Raw genomic sequence first — 15521 nt, forward strand, 5'->3', positions numbered from 1 at the left:
TTATGTATTAATAATTTCTTCTTTTATTCTTCTTGAAGTATCAAACTTCCCTTCTCCCGTATAGTTAATCTCAATTCGGCGTCCTCTTTCTTCGGAGTCCAGATCATCTTTTTACACTCACCCCTCTGCAAGTTATTATGATAAACTCCACTTCCGGTCAGATGTTCAGTACCAATTACAGATTCATGAACGCCCCAATTCCTGACGCCATCCAAATCTAAATAGAGATGGGGAATAATTGATTGATGAGCATTAAATGTCACTCCATCTCCATCGACACAAAAAGCACGTATCTCACAAGAGTCCAAACGTAATTCCCCTCCTCTTATATATGTAGTCAAAGAGTCGGCATGCAACCTATCGATTCTCGTACGTAATCCACGAATAGCATTAGCCACAAAAGCCAGATTAGAGTCGGCTTCTATGGTCAGTTGTAATCCTTTAGCTTGCAGGGCCGGAATAAGATACTCCTTTTTTTGCTTAGGAAGATCATAAGTTGTCAAATCCAGGCAAATGACCAATGTATCTGCATTCTGACTGATTTTCAGATATTCGGATTCCGGACTTAAAAGTCTGGTTTTTCCATCTGTAGAAGAAACAACATTCACACAAGCTTCGTCCAACCACACACGACGCGTGTCGTTTGCATACACTTTGACAGCACGGATACCGGAAAACTCTGTTCTAAGTATCTTCTCCGACAAAGTGAGTGTATACGAATTAGTTTCTGATTTCTGGAAAGAAATATAAACGACACCTGCCATCAGTATCACGAGTACCGAAACAAGTATGCCAATAAATATATATGTAGTACGTTTCATAAAATTTCGTTTTTATTTTTGTTTCATCATAAAGTTACGGTACATAGTCAACAACTCGTCATCCGAAACTCCAAGTGTATAGAGTTGACGGAATACATGCTCAAGTTCATCCTTCAGAAAAGTCTCCCGACGAAGTGAAAAAATCAGCTCCTTTGCGCCGGAAGAAACAAAATAACCAATACCCCGTTTATTGTAAATGATATCTTGTGACTGAAGATAATCGAACGAACGCATGGCCGTGTTGGCATTTACCTCCACCATAGCTGCATACTCCCTTACAGAAGGAATTCGTTCTTCCTCCTGATACTGTCCGAGAAGAATCTCGTCACAGATTCGATCTGCTATTTGCAGATAAATGGCTTTACTTTCTTTAAAATTCATAAACGTAAGAGTTTGTTACATTCGATTAATAATCTCAGATTCCTTGAAACGGAAATACGCAAGTGTCCAGTTAGTCAGAGTGAAAAGAACAGCTATTGCCGAAAGACAAGCAAAAGCAGTCTCCTCGCTCATATCCGGATTGTAACTTATTTGATCCGGCCATATCAACTTGGCAAATCCGACCACAATCAATACATAAGCAATGAATATAATCATTCCGGCAGAAAATGTTTTGATAAACGAATTCTTAGGCCAGACAGAACTGCCCAGTACAAAGCAAGACTGACAGAAGAAATAGCTTGCAATCATTAATACAAATGTATGGGTATGCTTGAATACTGTATAATAATCCGTATTTTCACCAAACAGATGAGATAACGGAGTAATCGCAATTGCGTTATTTTCCGGATAAACCAAAGAGTATACCAATACTTTTGTATAATCCGCCAGTTTATAAGTAATCAGAAAAACAATTAAGAAAACAACCGTAAATACCAACCAACGGGAAAAGTATTTTTCAAACGATGTAGCAGGAGTCATCAGAACAGAGAGCCGCCCGGTTTTCGATTTCATCCTCTCCATTGTGAACGAAGCACTCAAGCAACCGAATACACAAAGCCCCCACATAAAAATCACCAGATTGAACTCCCAGGTACTATCTGTATCTTGACCTACTGCCCGGTAACTTAAATATCCGCTCCATAACATTATCACCGCCATAGCACCATACATCAACGCAACACGAAGCAGATTGGACTTCCAATTCTCCACCATCTCTTTACGGCAAAGATTCACAAAACGCGTTTGACTGAAAAAAGTATCTCGTATCATAATTCTATTTGTTTAGAGTGGAACAATGCAGAAATCCTTTCGGGAACTGCCAAGGTAGCATTAAATAATAATTCCAGGTTAATCTCTGAATCTTCGCCCGATTCATTAGGCAAAAGCAAAAAATTACCTTGAATAGAGGGAGTGGAAAACAAAGACGACTGTAACAACTCCCGGTTTTCGCTTTCAGTAAAAAACAGTTTATCGCAAATACTCATAGTAGATTCATTCAGCAATACCCGACTATTGTCCATAATCAACACATGATCGAGCACCTTATCAATGTCACGCACCTGATGGGTAGAAATCAAGATCGTTTTATCATCTGTCATACCCGAAGCAATAAACTTCCGGAACTGACTTTTACCAGGAATATCAAGTCCATTGGTCGGTTCGTCCATCAACAACAAAGATGTATTAGTGGCTAGCGCAAAGCTCATGAATACTTTTTTCTTCTGCCCCATAGAGAGTGCCCCCAGATCAATATTGATATCCATTTCAAAATAGTGCAGATATTTCACCATATCCTCTTTGCTGAAACGGGGATAAAACGGACTGTTTAACTCTATATAGCTAATTAGCGAAACCGGAGGAAGATCAAATTCTTCAGGAACCAAAAACATATCCTGCAAAGTGATGGGAAGCCGGCGGCGTACGTCAACATCATGATAGACCACTTTTCCACTTTTAGGAGTGAGCAGCCCACTCATCAGATAGAGTAGTGTAGATTTGCCTGCACCATTTTTGCCAAGTAATCCGTAAACCCGCCCCTTTTCAAGTGACAGAGAGAAGTCATGCAAAACGGCACGCTTCGATTTACGATAAAGAAAGGAAAGATTTTCTACTGTAATCATCTTCATTTATTTATGAGTTTATGTGTATTAGTACAATAGTACACCACAAAAGCAGATAAATATATGAATATTACAACCGAATTGGCAATGTTTTTTTAGATAATTTTCTTATTTCACTTATTATCAGCGCTATACATTCGATATTCTATCGATACGAAAGGAAAATCATAAAATCAAAACCAATACTTATAGCAACGCTCTAAAAGTAGAAGATGAAACCAAAGCGGATATAGGATAAGAAAGAAACTAAAAAAGGAGGAGCTAAGAATCACTCTCCACTCCTCCTACACGACAAACAACTAAAATTATTACTATTTGATGCCATCCAATGCACGTTTAGCAGTAGCATTAGCGGGGTCTATAGCCAGAATTTTATTCCAATACTCCTTAGATTCAGGAAGTTTGTTAGCTACCAGATAATAATATCCCAAGTAACTATAACACTCAATCAAAGCAGAGTTGTACCTCGGGTCATTTTTATCAATCAAGAAGGCAGCCACCTCTTCATAATAAGGTTTAGCCAACCCTTGAGTGGTCTCCGGGTCTAACGCGGAATTAGTACGTGCTCTCCAGAAGTTACCCAGATAACTATCCGGAGCCACTTTAGCAATCTCAGTAAAAATGGAATCGGCAGAAACAAGAGCCGCCTTCCGCTCATCCAGCGAAACGGTTAACGTATCCGATTGCGTACCCTTTTCGTAATAAAGCTTTCCTATTTGGAACTGTACGTCAGGGGTACGCTTGTCGGCACTCAACGATTCGCTATATTTTTTATAGGCCTCTATTGCCTTTGCAAATTCATTATTCAATTCATAAGAAGAAGAAACTTCACGCCACAAATCTGTTTTAGCGGGATCAAGCGTGATCGCTTTCATATAAGCTTCAACTGCCTGATCATACTTCTTCACGGCATTGAGCAGATGGCCGAAATACATATAATCAAGATAAGAAAAATCTGCCTTATCGGACTCCTTAAAGAACGCATCCGCCGCTTTCATAGCTTCATCATAGCGTTTCAGGTCGGTATAGTTATACATAGCCAAACGATTGAATGCAGCATCACGCGGATTCTTCTGTAAACCCATCAAAGCTATCTGAAGTGATTTCTCAAAATCATGGTTCAAAAAGAGCGCAAAAGAGTATTTCGTCAAATCATCTTCCGTAGCCTCCGGTGTATTGATAAAATGCGCATAAGCTTCGGCCGCTTTATCAAATTTATTATTCAGATAATAAACCTCTGCCAATTTTTTATCGGCAGCCACGCACGAAGGATCAAGGTTTTTCAGTTGTTCCAGCTTCTCGATAGCAAGTTGCGGACTAGCCCCCTTATATACGTCAGCGAACTTCAGATAGGCTTCTTTATAATTAGGATCAAAATAGATAGCCTGCTCATATAACTGACAAGCTTTTCCGGCATCTTTCTTAGCTACGGCAATGTCACCTTGCAGCACCGAAACCGCAGCAGATTTGCTGTTAGCTTTCTGTCCAAGAGCAGCATAGGCTTCGGCCTCATTAACTTTACCGGCTTCCAAATAGGCTTGTCCAATGGCAATCAGAAGATCCGTATTTTTTTTATTTTTACCTTTCAGCAATTGTGCGGCTTCCTCGGAAGCTTGCGCCGGATTAGCCTGAATAAGTTCTTTCACTTTGGCAACCTCACTGTGCCAATCAGCATCTGCCGATTGCGCAAAAAGCGGACCGGCTGCTACAAATGCTCCTACTAAAAACAGTTGAAATCGTTTCATTGTAATTCAATTTTAGTTATTATTCGTCTTTCACGTCCACAATACGAACCGGCTGAGTAGCCGGAACGAGTCCGGACTTTAATATAATCCGCTGCCCTCTGTCAGATGTGAGAAAAGAAGCGAATCCCCAGGGCAGTGCATTACGGGGATCGTTCAATAATACATAAATAGGCCGTGCCAACGGATAGTTACCATAGTACAGATAAGCCTGATAAGGCTTATAACTGTTCTCTACCGTAGCCACATCGTCTGCACTGACAGACATCACTCTGATCTCATCACGGAAAGACAAGTTAGTGGTATCACTTCGGTTTCCAAGCCAATTGACTCCAATCACTCCGATTGCATCAGGTGTATGTGCAACATAGTCAATCACCTGCTGATTTGTTTTCAGAGCCTTTACGTCTTTATCAGACAGAGGAGCTCCCTTACAAATGGAGTCAACCGCAAAGCGTACCGTGCTTGAGTTTTTGTTATCAAAGACGAGTTGGATATCACCCAACCCCGACGCAGGATAGAGCTCTTTCCACTTTTGTACCTGTCCCGTCAGTATACGGCGGATATCACGCACTGAAATCAACGAATCGGCGTTTTGTCTATTGACAATCAGAGCCAAACCGTCAGTAGCCAGTTTTATCTCCCGGGGAAAAAATTTCCGGCTATGAAAAGAGTTCATCTCCTCCGGAGTCAGTGTACGCGTGGTGATAGCCAAACGTACACTGTCCTTCAGGAGCTGGTTGATAGCGTCTACCTCAGTAGTATAACGGGGAACAATTCCGGCCAAAGGAAACAATCCCTCGAACACATCAATTTCCTCCTGAACAATGGGTTGGAAACTTTCGTCAGCAGTAATAGCTATTACACCCGATGTATAAGTGTCTGTCAGTCCGTCTTTGGGTTTCGAGCTACAAGCAGATAGTGCAATCAAGGACCACGCACCGATCAGCCAAAATTGTTTTTTAGTCATAATTACTGTAGTTTAAAGACAATAGGTACTGTGAAATTTACAGCTACGGCTTTACCGTTCTGTTTTCCGGGAATCCACTTAGGCATTGATTTGATAACACGAATGGCTTCCTTGTCGCAATATGGATCCAACGAACGCGCGATGGTTACATCCCTCACTTGGCCATCCTTACCAATCACAAAACGACAGATCACTTTTCCCTGTGTACCGTTTTCAGCCGCAATGGGAGGATATTTCAGATGTTCACCGATGTACTTCATCAATTCTGTAGTTCCACCGGGGAATGTGGGCATCTGTTCTACCATATCGAAAACTTGTTCTTCGGCCGGCTCTGCCTGAGTAACCACCTGCTTCAAATCGGCAATATCCTTACCGTTTGCTTCATCGTTACCCTTCACGTCGGCAATGGATATAGCGACTTTGGTTTGTGTAAGTTCTTCCTGACTCTTAATCTCGTCATCCTCATGTACCTCTTCGTCTTTCTTGATCACCGGAGCGGTAAATTTAATAGAGCTCTTCAAAGCAGGCGGTGGTGGTGCCACCGGCTCTACTCTTTTCATCTCTTCCTGCTTCACTTCCGGTTCCTCCAATTGCGACAAAGTGGTAACTTCCGTCATTACCTCTTTTTGCTTCGGAGTAGCCATTTTGATTAAGGTCGGAAGACTAAAACCTACTAAAGCTATTATCAACACAATGACCATTGCCACGTTGTGACGCTTGGGTGAATCGGCACGCATTTTATAGGCACCGTAAGCTTTATTTTTGCCTTTAAAAATCAGCTCACACCATTCAAAAGAAGTTAAATCTATTTTTGCCATTTTACTTTTCTATTTTTTGGTGTTACATTTTAGTCGGCAATATTCTGTGAAAGTTCACCCTTGCTTTCAAAGTTCTTCACCAGAAACTCGTCGGCTTCAGCGATGTTCGTTATCACATATTTACCAATATTACATATTTGCATTTCATCGAGAGCGTCAATCAGATTTTTATACGATGCATTATCCATTGCCTTAATGATGACTGTAGGAGTATTCTTTCCACTCTTTATTTCAGAAAGTTGCTTCGTAAATTCATCCTCTGATATCTTAAGTTCCAGCTTTTTCTGTTTCAGATCATTGACTTGTCTGACAGCAGTCGCATTTTTCTTCAGGAGTATCCCCCGTAATCCATCCGGTTTATACGTCGTCTCTTTCAGCGAAGTATAATCCTTGTAATTAGGTTCTCCTTCATAATAATATAGTTTGTCATCGGGGCCCAGTAACAGAGTGATTGCCTGTGAAGCTTTCACCTTGCTTTGCTGTTCTTCGGTGATGTTTTTATCATTGCTCGGCATGCTTATCTCCATCGTCTGAGGTTTACTCAGCGAGGTACAAAGCATAAAGAAAGTGATCAACAACATATTCATATCCACCATAGGCGTAAAGTCTACGCGAACCGTCATCTTCTTCTGTTTGCTATTCCCCTTCTTTTTACCGCTTTCTTGTACTTCAGCACTCATAGTTGTTCGTTTTTAGTTTTCAGAAGTCGTTTTCAGAGAAGTAATCAGGTTGTACCGATTCTCTCTGAGGTCCTGAAGTGAATTCATAACATTTTTAATCACAGAATAAGGAGTATCCGCATCGGCCTTGATTGCAATACGTAAATCAGAATTCACCGCGCGTGCATTACGCACCCATGATTTGAATTGGTTATCAAGACTATCACAAGGAATACCTTCGTTCTTCAGTACTGCGTCCTGTTTGTCGGTCGGCAGGTCGAGATAGGTTTTCATGTTTTTCATCGGCACTCCGAAAGTAGAGGCCAACATGAATTTCTTTTCCTGTTCCGGAGTAAATGTGACACCATATTCCTGTCCCATGCTCTCCAATACCGCTTTCAGGTCGGACTGCTTGTCCATACTCATAAATATCTTTCCGTTCGGATCGACCAATATCTGAAGAATATTTTTCTCGGGAATCTTAATTTCCGAAACCGAAGCGGGTGTTGTCACTTGTACCGGCTCTTTCTTCACAAACGTAGAGGTCAGCATAAAGAAAGTAAGCAACAGTACCGTAACATCACTCATCGCTGTCATGTCGATGAACGTACTTTTCTTTTTAATTTTCGCTCTGCCCATTATTGTCAGAATTTAGTAGATTCTAAATTATTTATGAGTAGCTGCAAAAGTCTGCACAATAGAGAAACCGACCTCATCGAGACTGTAAGTCAACTTATCGATTTTGTTTGTATAGTAGTTATAAGAGATAACTGCCAACGCACCGGTAAGAATACCAAAAGCTGTGTTAATCAAAGCCTCAGAAATACCTTGCGACAAGGCCATTGAATCAGCAGAACCACCTGCAGCCAAAGCGGCAAACGAACGGATCATACCGATAACCGTACCAAGCAATCCCATCAAAGTACCCAAAGTAGTAATAGTACCAATGATCGGAAGATTCTGTTCCATCATTGGAAGTTCAAGCGCCGTAGCTTCTTCCAGTTCCTTTTGGATGGCAAGTAGTTTCTGATCTTTTGAGAGAGAAGATTCATTCTCCATTTCCTCATACTTCCGTAGTGTAGAAGTTACAACGTTTGCTACAGAGCCACGCTGTTTGTCACAGATTTCCTGAGCTTTCCGAAGGTCTCCTACCGACAAAGCCTCTTTAATGTTAGATACAAATTTAACCAAAGAACCTCTACCGAAAGCTGAACGAAGAGCAAAATAGCGTTCAATGCTCAATGCCAATACAGTCAGCAATAACGTTTGGATAACAGGCACAATCACACCACCTTTGTAAATGGTTCCCATAAAGTTTCCCGGAAGCGGATGGTTGTTAGGGTCATTGTTCATAAAGTTAGTGGGATTTCCCAAAATAAAATGATAGATACACACTGCTATAATAAAACAGCAGATAATAACCAATCCGGCATTCTTGATACCTACAATCTTAGTTGACTTTTTTTGAGTAGTTTCCATAATAAAGTTTTTTTTGTTAAAGAATTTGTTATTAAGAATTTAAAGTAAATACGATTAGACACACCACAGGCCAAACCCTACTGCCTCATGCTAAAAATGAGGCTGTATTGTCAAACACAGCAGTATAGTAAGTTAGGAATTAAATAAGAATACGTCTCAAAGCAAAAATGTAGTAGTGGCAGCTTATAGACGCATAATGCGGATCTTTATCCGAATAATAAGACTTACTTTGGTCTAATACCAACAAATTCTCTCTTACCAGGCACCACTTACGCATGGTGTCTTTGAAAAGGTCAGAATCTTCAAGAATTCTGCGCAGACGGAGGTTATTAGAAGAGTATGTTTCAGAAACAGGTTTAAAACCCAATTCAACATCAGAGACAGATAGAGTTTGTGATTTATCAAAACCGGTGATATCACTGCCATAGCGATAAGAATAGTTAGTATCCAGAGAAGATGCGGAAACCTGGCAGGAATTAACCGACTTATGAGAGCATTCCGTAATATTCAATGCATTTCCACTTATGCTAAAGGATAGCATCAGCAGAACAAACATTAATATGAATTTTACAGAAGTTCTCATCGTCCTATTTTTATTGATAAACTCTCTTTTCGATTTTCGGGACAAAAATAGTAACTAATTGCATAGAGTCACCACAATTTACATCTTTTAATTATCAAAAATTGAACTCTATCATTAAAACACTCTCAATCGGTTTTTGTTTTAACTAAAAGATTCTTTCTTTTATATAAAAGATTAATCAAGTTAAAAAAAAGTATATTGGAAAAGGTTCTTTTGACTTCGCCTCCTATAAAACAAATTATTCAAAGCAGTGAAACTTCCTATATAAAACCCATTCATTCGCTTGAATCGCCTCTTTTGCAAGGCTCCGTGCCCCCAAGGGATGCGGAGATACCCACCTCTTCCAATAACCGTTATATAGGACAAGAAAAGGCTATCGGATTTCCCATAGCCATCTCCATTAAGAAAGTGTTATCCGGAGGGCAGCCTGGCGCTCCCTTTCCTTCCCCCCTGTATAAAACAAGTCATCCCCTCCGGTCTTTCGACCGGAGGGGATGAACCATCTGAAAAAAACGGCGACTACCTACTCTCCCACTGTTACGCAGTACCATCGGCGTGATCAGGCTTAACTTCTCTGTTCGGAATGGGAAGAGGTGGAACCCTGATGCTATAGTCACCTGAATAAGGTAGACATAATGTACAAAAGTAAATTCAGCGGTCTATTATATAAATAGTGAAGCTAAACGGATATATAAACCATTGAAGGCGGATAAAAGAAAGTCATCGGGCAATTAGTAACGCTCGGCTGTGATGTTACCACCTGTACACCTGCGTCCTATCAACGTTGTAGTCTACAACGACCCTGAAAGAAATCTAATCTTGTGGCTGGCTTCGTACTTAGATGCTTTCAGCACTTATCCAATCCCGACTTAGATACCCGGCAATGCACCTGGCGGCACAACCGGTAAACCAGAGGTCAGTCCAACACGGTCCTCTCGTACTAGTGTCAGAGCCACGCAAATTTCATACGCCCACGATAGATAGAGACCGAACTGTCTCACGACGTTCTGAACCCAGCTCGCGTGCCACTTTAATGGGCGAACAGCCCAACCCTTGGGACCTTCTCCAGCCCCAGGATGTGACGAGCCGACATCGAGGTGCCAAACCCCTCCGTCGATATGAGCTCTTGGGAGGGATCAGCCTGTTATCCCCGGAGTACCTTTTATCCTTTGAGCGATGTCCCTTCCATACGGAAACACCGGATCACTATGCTCTAGTTTCCTACCTGATCGACTTGTAAGTCTCCCAGTCAAGCGCCCTTATGCCATTACACTCTACCGCCGGTTACCAATCGGCGTGAGGGCACCTTTAGAAGCCTCCGTTACGCTTTTGGAGGCGACCACCCCAGTCAAACTACCCACCAAACAGTGTCCTCGCATCAGCGAGTTAGAACTCAAATAACCAAAGGGCCGTATTTCAACAGCGACTCCACAAACACTGGCGTGCCTGCTTCAAAGTCTCCGGCCTATCCTACACATCAATTACCCAAATTCAATGTTAAGCTATAGTAAAGGTTCACGGGGTCTTTTCGTCCCATCGCGGGTAATCGGCATCTTCACCGATACTACAATTTCACTGAGCTCACGGTTGAGACAGTGTCCAGATCATTACACCATTCGTGCAGGTCGGAACTTACCCGACAAGGAATTTCGCTACCTTAGGACCGTTATAGTTACGGCCGCCGTTTACTGGGGCTTCAATTCAATGCTTCTCTTGCGATGACATCTCCTCTTAACCTTCCAGCACCGGGCAGGTGTCAGGCTGTATACGTGATCTTTCAATTTTGCACAGCCCTGTGTTTTTGTTAAACAGTTGCCTGGACCTATTCTCTGCGCCCTCCCGTCACCGGGTAGGGACCCTTTATCCCGAAGTTACAGGGTCAATTTGCCTAGTTCCTTAACCGTGATTCACTCAAGCGCCTGAGTATATTCAACCCGACTACGTGTGTCCGTTTACGGTACGGGTACCTATAAGATTAAGTTTAGCGGATTTTCTTGGGAGTATGTTTACACGCACTATTACCGTTTTCCGAGGAAATTGGTATACTATCAGGTTCGACTCTTATCCCGGATTTGCCTGGGATAATCAACATCTACACCCTTTAACGGACTATTCCGTCAGTCCGCGGCGTTGTCACTCCTCCGTCTCCACATCACTCTTATAGGTAGTACAGGAATATTAACCTGTTCTGCCATCGGCCTCACCGTTCGGCTGAGCCTTAGGACCCGACTAACCCTGATCCGATTAGCGTTGATCAGGAAACCTTAGTCTTGCGGCGAGGGGGTTTCTCACCCCCTTTATCGTTACTTATACCTACATTTGCTTTTCCACACGCTCCAGTAAAGCTCACGCTTCGCCTTCAACGCTGAGTGGAATGCTCCCCTACCGATCCATTAGGATCCCATAGCTTCGGTAAAACACTTATGCCCGATTATTATCCACGCCAAACTCCTCGACTAGTGAGCTGTTACGCACTCTTTAAATGAATGGCTGCTTCCAAGCCAACATCCTAGCTGTCTTAGCAATCTGACTTCGTTAGTTCAACTTAGTGTTTATTTGGGGACCTTAGCTGATGGTCTGGATTCTTCTCCTTTAGGACATGGACCTTAGCACCCATGCCCTCACTCCTGAGATAGAACTAATGCGCATTCGGAGTTTATCAAGACTTGATAGGCGGTGAAGCCCTCGCATCTTATCAGTCGCTCTACCTCACATTAGTAACTCTCAAGGCTGCACCTAAATGCATTTCGGGGAGTACGAGCTATCTCCAAGTTTGATTAGCCTTTCACCCCCACCCTCAGGTCATCCGGAAGCTTTTCAACGCTTATCGGTTCGGTCCTCCAGTTAGTGTTACCTAACCTTCAACCTGCCCAAGGGTAGATCACTTGGTTTCGCGTCTACTCCTTCCGACTATCCGCCCTGTTCAGACTCGCTTTCGCTTCGGATCCACATCTCAAGATGCTTAACCTTGCCGGAAAAAGTAACTCGTAGGTTCATTATGCAAAAGGCACGCCGTCACAGCTTAAGCTGCTCCGACCGCTTGTAGGCGCATGGTTTCAGGGACTATTTCACTCTTCTATTCGAAGTGCTTTTCACCTTTCCTTCACAGTACTGGTTCGCTATCGGTCTCTCGGGAGTATTTAGCCTTACCGGATGGTCCCGGCTGATTCACGCAGAATTCCTCGTGCTCCGCGCTACTCAGGATACCACTACGCTTCGGTTACCTTAGAATACCGGGCTATCACCGTCTATGGCACGACTTTCCAGCCGTTTCTTCTCAATAACTGTCTTGCGAGAGCGTGGTCCTACAACCCCACACATGCCGTAACATGGGTGGTTTGGGCTAATCCCCGTTCGCTCGCCACTACTAGGGGAATCATTATTTATTTTCTTTTCCTGCAGGTACTAAGATGTTTCAGTTCCCTGCGTTAGCCTCCAACCAAGTTGGATGACATTCCTTCAGAATGCCGGGTTGTCCCATTCGGAAATCTTCGGATCAAAGGTCATTTGCACCTACCCGAAGCTTATCGCAGCTTATCACGTCCTTCATCGCCTCCGAGAGCCAAGGCATCCGCCATGCGCCCTTATTTACTTTCTTTTATCGCCAGATTCATCTCCTTTTCTTAAAAAGGATCTGAACCAAATGGTTCGATATATACTTTTAGCTCTTACTAAATTTACTTTTTTCTGTACATCATGTCAAAGATCGTTTGATTACACGCAAGCATGTTAGGTTGCGGTATCGGAGTGGAGAATAACGGATTCGAACCGTTGACCCTCTGCGTGCAAGGCAGATGCTCTAGCCAGCTGAGCTAATCCCCCAATCATACAAGATAAAATATCTATCTGTTGGTAGTCCCAGGCAGAGTTGAACTGCCGACCTCTACATTATCAGTGTAGCGCTCTAACCAACTGAGCTATAGGACTGAGTTCAAACCCTTGTCTGTTTGTTAGACTCGGCTTCTTTCATTTCTCTTGTTTATCTCTATCTATATTACTATAGACGGTTGATCTATATTCTATAAATAAACAAGTACCAGTAGTACAATTTTAGAACCAATGAACGTCGTTTTCAACATCGCTCCAGAAAGGAGGTGTTCCAGCCGCACCTTCCGGTACGGCTACCTTGTTACGACTTAGCCCCAGTCACCAGTTTTACCCTAGGACGATCCTTGCGGTTACGTACTTCAGGTACCCCCGGCTCCCATGGCTTGACGGGCGGTGTGTACAAGGCCCGGGAACGTATTCACCGCGCCGTGGCTGATGCGCGATTACTAGCGAATCCAGCTTCACGAAGTCGGGTTGCAGACTTCGATCCGAACTGAGAGAGGATTTTGGGATTAGCATACGGTCACCCGCTAGCTGCCTTCTGTACCCCCCATTGTAACACGTGTGTAGCCCCGGACGTAAGGGCCGTGCTGATTTGACGTCATCCCCACCTTCCTCACATCTTACGACGGCAGTCTCTCTAGAGTCCTCAGCATAACCTGTTAGTAACTAAAGATAAGGGTTGCGCTCGTTATGGCACTTAAGCCGACACCTCACGGCACGAGCTGACGACAACCATGCAGCACCTTCACAGCGGTGATTGCTCACTGACATGTTTCCACATCATTCCACTGCAATTTAAGCCCGGGTAAGGTTCCTCGCGTATCATCGAATTAAACCACATGTTCCTCCGCTTGTGCGGGCCCCCGTCAATTCCTTTGAGTTTCACCGTTGCCGGCGTACTCCCCAGGTGGAATACTTAATGCTTTCGCTTGGCCGCTTACTGTATATCGCAAACAGCGAGTATTCATCGTTTACTGTGTGGACTACCAGGGTATCTAATCCTGTTTGATACCCACACTTTCGAGCATCAGTGTCAGTTGCAGTCCAGTGAGCTGCCTTCGCAATCGGAGTTCTTCGTGATATCTAAGCATTTCACCGCTACACCACGAATTCCGCCCACCTCTACTGTACTCAAGACTGACAGTATCAACTGCAATTTTACGGTTGAGCCGCAAACTTTCACAACTGACTTACCAGTCCACCTACGCTCCCTTTAAACCCAATAAATCCGGATAACGCTCGGATCCTCCGTATTACCGCGGCTGCTGGCACGGAGTTAGCCGATCCTTATTCATATAATACATACAAAACAGTATACATACTGCACTTTATTCTTATATAAAAGAAGTTTACGACCCATAGAGCCTTCATCCTTCACGCTACTTGGCTGGTTCAGGCTAGCGCCCATTGACCAATATTCCTCACTGCTGCCTCCCGTAGGAGTTTGGACCGTGTCTCAGTTCCAATGTGGGGGACCTTCCTCTCAGAACCCCTATCCATCGAAGGCTTGGTGAGCCGTTACCTCACCAACAACCTAATGGAACGCATCCCCATCCTTTACCGGAATCCTTTAATAATGAAACCATGCGGAATCATTATGCTATCGGGTATTAATCTTTCTTTCGAAAGGCTATCCCCGAGTAAAGGGCAGGTTGGATACGTGTTACTCACCCGTGCGCCGGTCGCCAGCAAAGAAAGCAAGCTTTCTTCCTGATGCCCCTCGACTTGCATGTGTTAAGCCTGTAGCTAGCGTTCATCCTGAGCCAGGATCAAACTCTTCATTGTAAAAGTATTGTTATATATCCCATAAGGGATGATATTAGCTCTGTTCAGGATGTCGAAAATTTATTGACGGTCATTTTTATATACCTATATAATAAGTATTGACGGTTCTAAATTTGACTTGTACTACTTGTATTGTTTATCAATGTTTCAAAGAACTCTTCTTTTTAAATTCTGCTTCGTTTCAAAAGCGGGTGCAAAGGTAAGGGGTTTATTTTAAACTGCCAAATGTTTTGGGAAGTTTTTTTTCAATGCCCGCCTTTTATTTCCAAGCCTCTCTGTGCGAAAGGGAAAGAAAAGACAGCCAAAGGCCCTCGCTCTGCGAATCGGACTGCAAAGATAACGACTTTTATAATAATGATCCAAATAAAAAGAAAATTATTTTTGTTATTCTGTAAGGCACGTCCTACGCCGTTGCAACATGTCAAAATTAAATGCTGTCCGTCTCTTGGAAAGCGGATGCAAAAGTAAGGCATTAGGAGATAAGAGACAAATATAAAAGGGGATTTTTTTGAAAAAAAATTGAATAAAAACGTAAAGGGCTGAGGGAGAGGAAGGTTCTGATAATTGATTATGGAAAAGGGAAAGGTCGGGGAAGGAAAGGGACACATTATTATATTATATAGGGGAAATTTATAGGGGAGAGGGAAAAGGGGATTTGCCGAGAAAGGGGGAAGGAGAAGTGTTTGCGGGAGGAAAAGGGATGTTTCGAGGAAGAATATCGCGGAAGGAATTGGGATTGGGAGAGAGATAAACTGAAAAACAGGTAGGGA

General features: G+C 43.0%; 11 protein-coding genes, 2 tRNA genes and 3 rRNA genes. All 16 read right to left on the bottom strand.

Features of this window, described 5'->3' with window-relative positions:
* Window positions 1-23: 23 nt before the first annotated feature.
* Window positions 24-821 carry a hypothetical protein gene (locus BF9343_RS19060; protein ID WP_005791989.1) on the bottom strand — a complete coding sequence of 266 codons (798 nt, stop codon included), beginning with the start codon at window positions 819-821 and terminating at the stop codon, window positions 24-26.
* 12 nt (window positions 822-833) lie between these two features.
* Window positions 834-1202, bottom strand: a complete 369-nt coding sequence (locus BF9343_RS19065; RefSeq protein WP_005804269.1) for a GntR family transcriptional regulator — start codon at window positions 1200-1202, stop codon at window positions 834-836.
* Between the two features lie 15 nt (window positions 1203-1217).
* The gene (locus BF9343_RS19070; protein ID WP_005791993.1) at window positions 1218-2033 is read right to left on the bottom strand and encodes a hypothetical protein; all 816 of its coding nucleotides are present in this window, start codon (window positions 2031-2033) and stop codon (window positions 1218-1220) included.
* Window positions 2030-2884 (bottom strand): ABC transporter ATP-binding protein, encoded by an 855-nt coding sequence (locus BF9343_RS19075; RefSeq protein ID WP_025814814.1) that lies wholly within the window; start codon window positions 2882-2884, stop codon window positions 2030-2032. The genes BF9343_RS19070 and BF9343_RS19075 overlap by 4 nt, the downstream gene beginning before the upstream one ends.
* 311 nt (window positions 2885-3195) lie before the next feature.
* The gene (locus tag BF9343_RS19080) at window positions 3196-4629 is read right to left on the bottom strand and encodes a tetratricopeptide repeat protein (protein WP_010993657.1); all 1434 of its coding nucleotides are present in this window, start codon (window positions 4627-4629) and stop codon (window positions 3196-3198) included.
* 19 nt (window positions 4630-4648) lie between these two features.
* Window positions 4649-5596, bottom strand: a complete 948-nt coding sequence (locus BF9343_RS19085; RefSeq protein ID WP_005791999.1) for a PstS family phosphate ABC transporter substrate-binding protein — start codon at window positions 5594-5596, stop codon at window positions 4649-4651.
* Window positions 5597-5598: 2 nt separating this feature from the next.
* Window positions 5599-6414 (bottom strand): energy transducer TonB, encoded by an 816-nt coding sequence (locus BF9343_RS19090; protein ID WP_005792001.1) that lies wholly within the window; start codon window positions 6412-6414, stop codon window positions 5599-5601.
* Between the two features lie 29 nt (window positions 6415-6443).
* The gene (locus tag BF9343_RS19095; protein WP_005792003.1) at window positions 6444-7094 is read right to left on the bottom strand and encodes an ExbD/TolR family protein; all 651 of its coding nucleotides are present in this window, start codon (window positions 7092-7094) and stop codon (window positions 6444-6446) included.
* Window positions 7095-7106: 12 nt separating this feature from the next.
* Window positions 7107-7712: an ExbD/TolR family protein gene (locus BF9343_RS19100; protein ID WP_005792004.1), complete on the bottom strand. Its 606-nt coding sequence runs from the start codon at window positions 7710-7712 to the stop codon at window positions 7107-7109.
* Between the two features lie 27 nt (window positions 7713-7739).
* Window positions 7740-8552: a MotA/TolQ/ExbB proton channel family protein gene (locus tag BF9343_RS19105; RefSeq protein ID WP_005792006.1), complete on the bottom strand. Its 813-nt coding sequence runs from the start codon at window positions 8550-8552 to the stop codon at window positions 7740-7742.
* Window positions 8553-8691: 139 nt separating this feature from the next.
* Window positions 8692-9135, bottom strand: a complete 444-nt coding sequence (locus BF9343_RS19110) for a hypothetical protein (RefSeq protein WP_008770318.1) — start codon at window positions 9133-9135, stop codon at window positions 8692-8694.
* 510 nt (window positions 9136-9645) lie between these two features.
* Window positions 9646-9756: ribosomal RNA gene (rrf, locus tag BF9343_RS19120) — 5S ribosomal RNA — on the bottom strand.
* 90 nt (window positions 9757-9846) lie between these two features.
* A 23S ribosomal RNA gene (locus BF9343_RS19125) occupies window positions 9847-12733 on the bottom strand.
* Between the two features lie 150 nt (window positions 12734-12883).
* Window positions 12884-12957: transfer RNA gene (locus tag BF9343_RS19130), tRNA-Ala, on the bottom strand.
* A 28-nt stretch (window positions 12958-12985) separates the two neighbouring features.
* Window positions 12986-13062, bottom strand: a tRNA-Ile gene (locus BF9343_RS19135).
* A 160-nt stretch (window positions 13063-13222) separates the two neighbouring features.
* Window positions 13223-14751: ribosomal RNA gene (locus BF9343_RS19140) — 16S ribosomal RNA — on the bottom strand.
* Together the 16S, 23S and 5S rRNA genes with 2 tRNA genes alongside form the textbook arrangement of a ribosomal RNA operon.
* Window positions 14752-15521 lie beyond the last annotated feature (770 nt).

Origin of the sequence: Bacteroides fragilis NCTC 9343, from assembly GCF_000025985.1 — a bacterium.
GTDB classification, from domain to species: domain Bacteria; phylum Bacteroidota; class Bacteroidia; order Bacteroidales; family Bacteroidaceae; genus Bacteroides; species Bacteroides fragilis.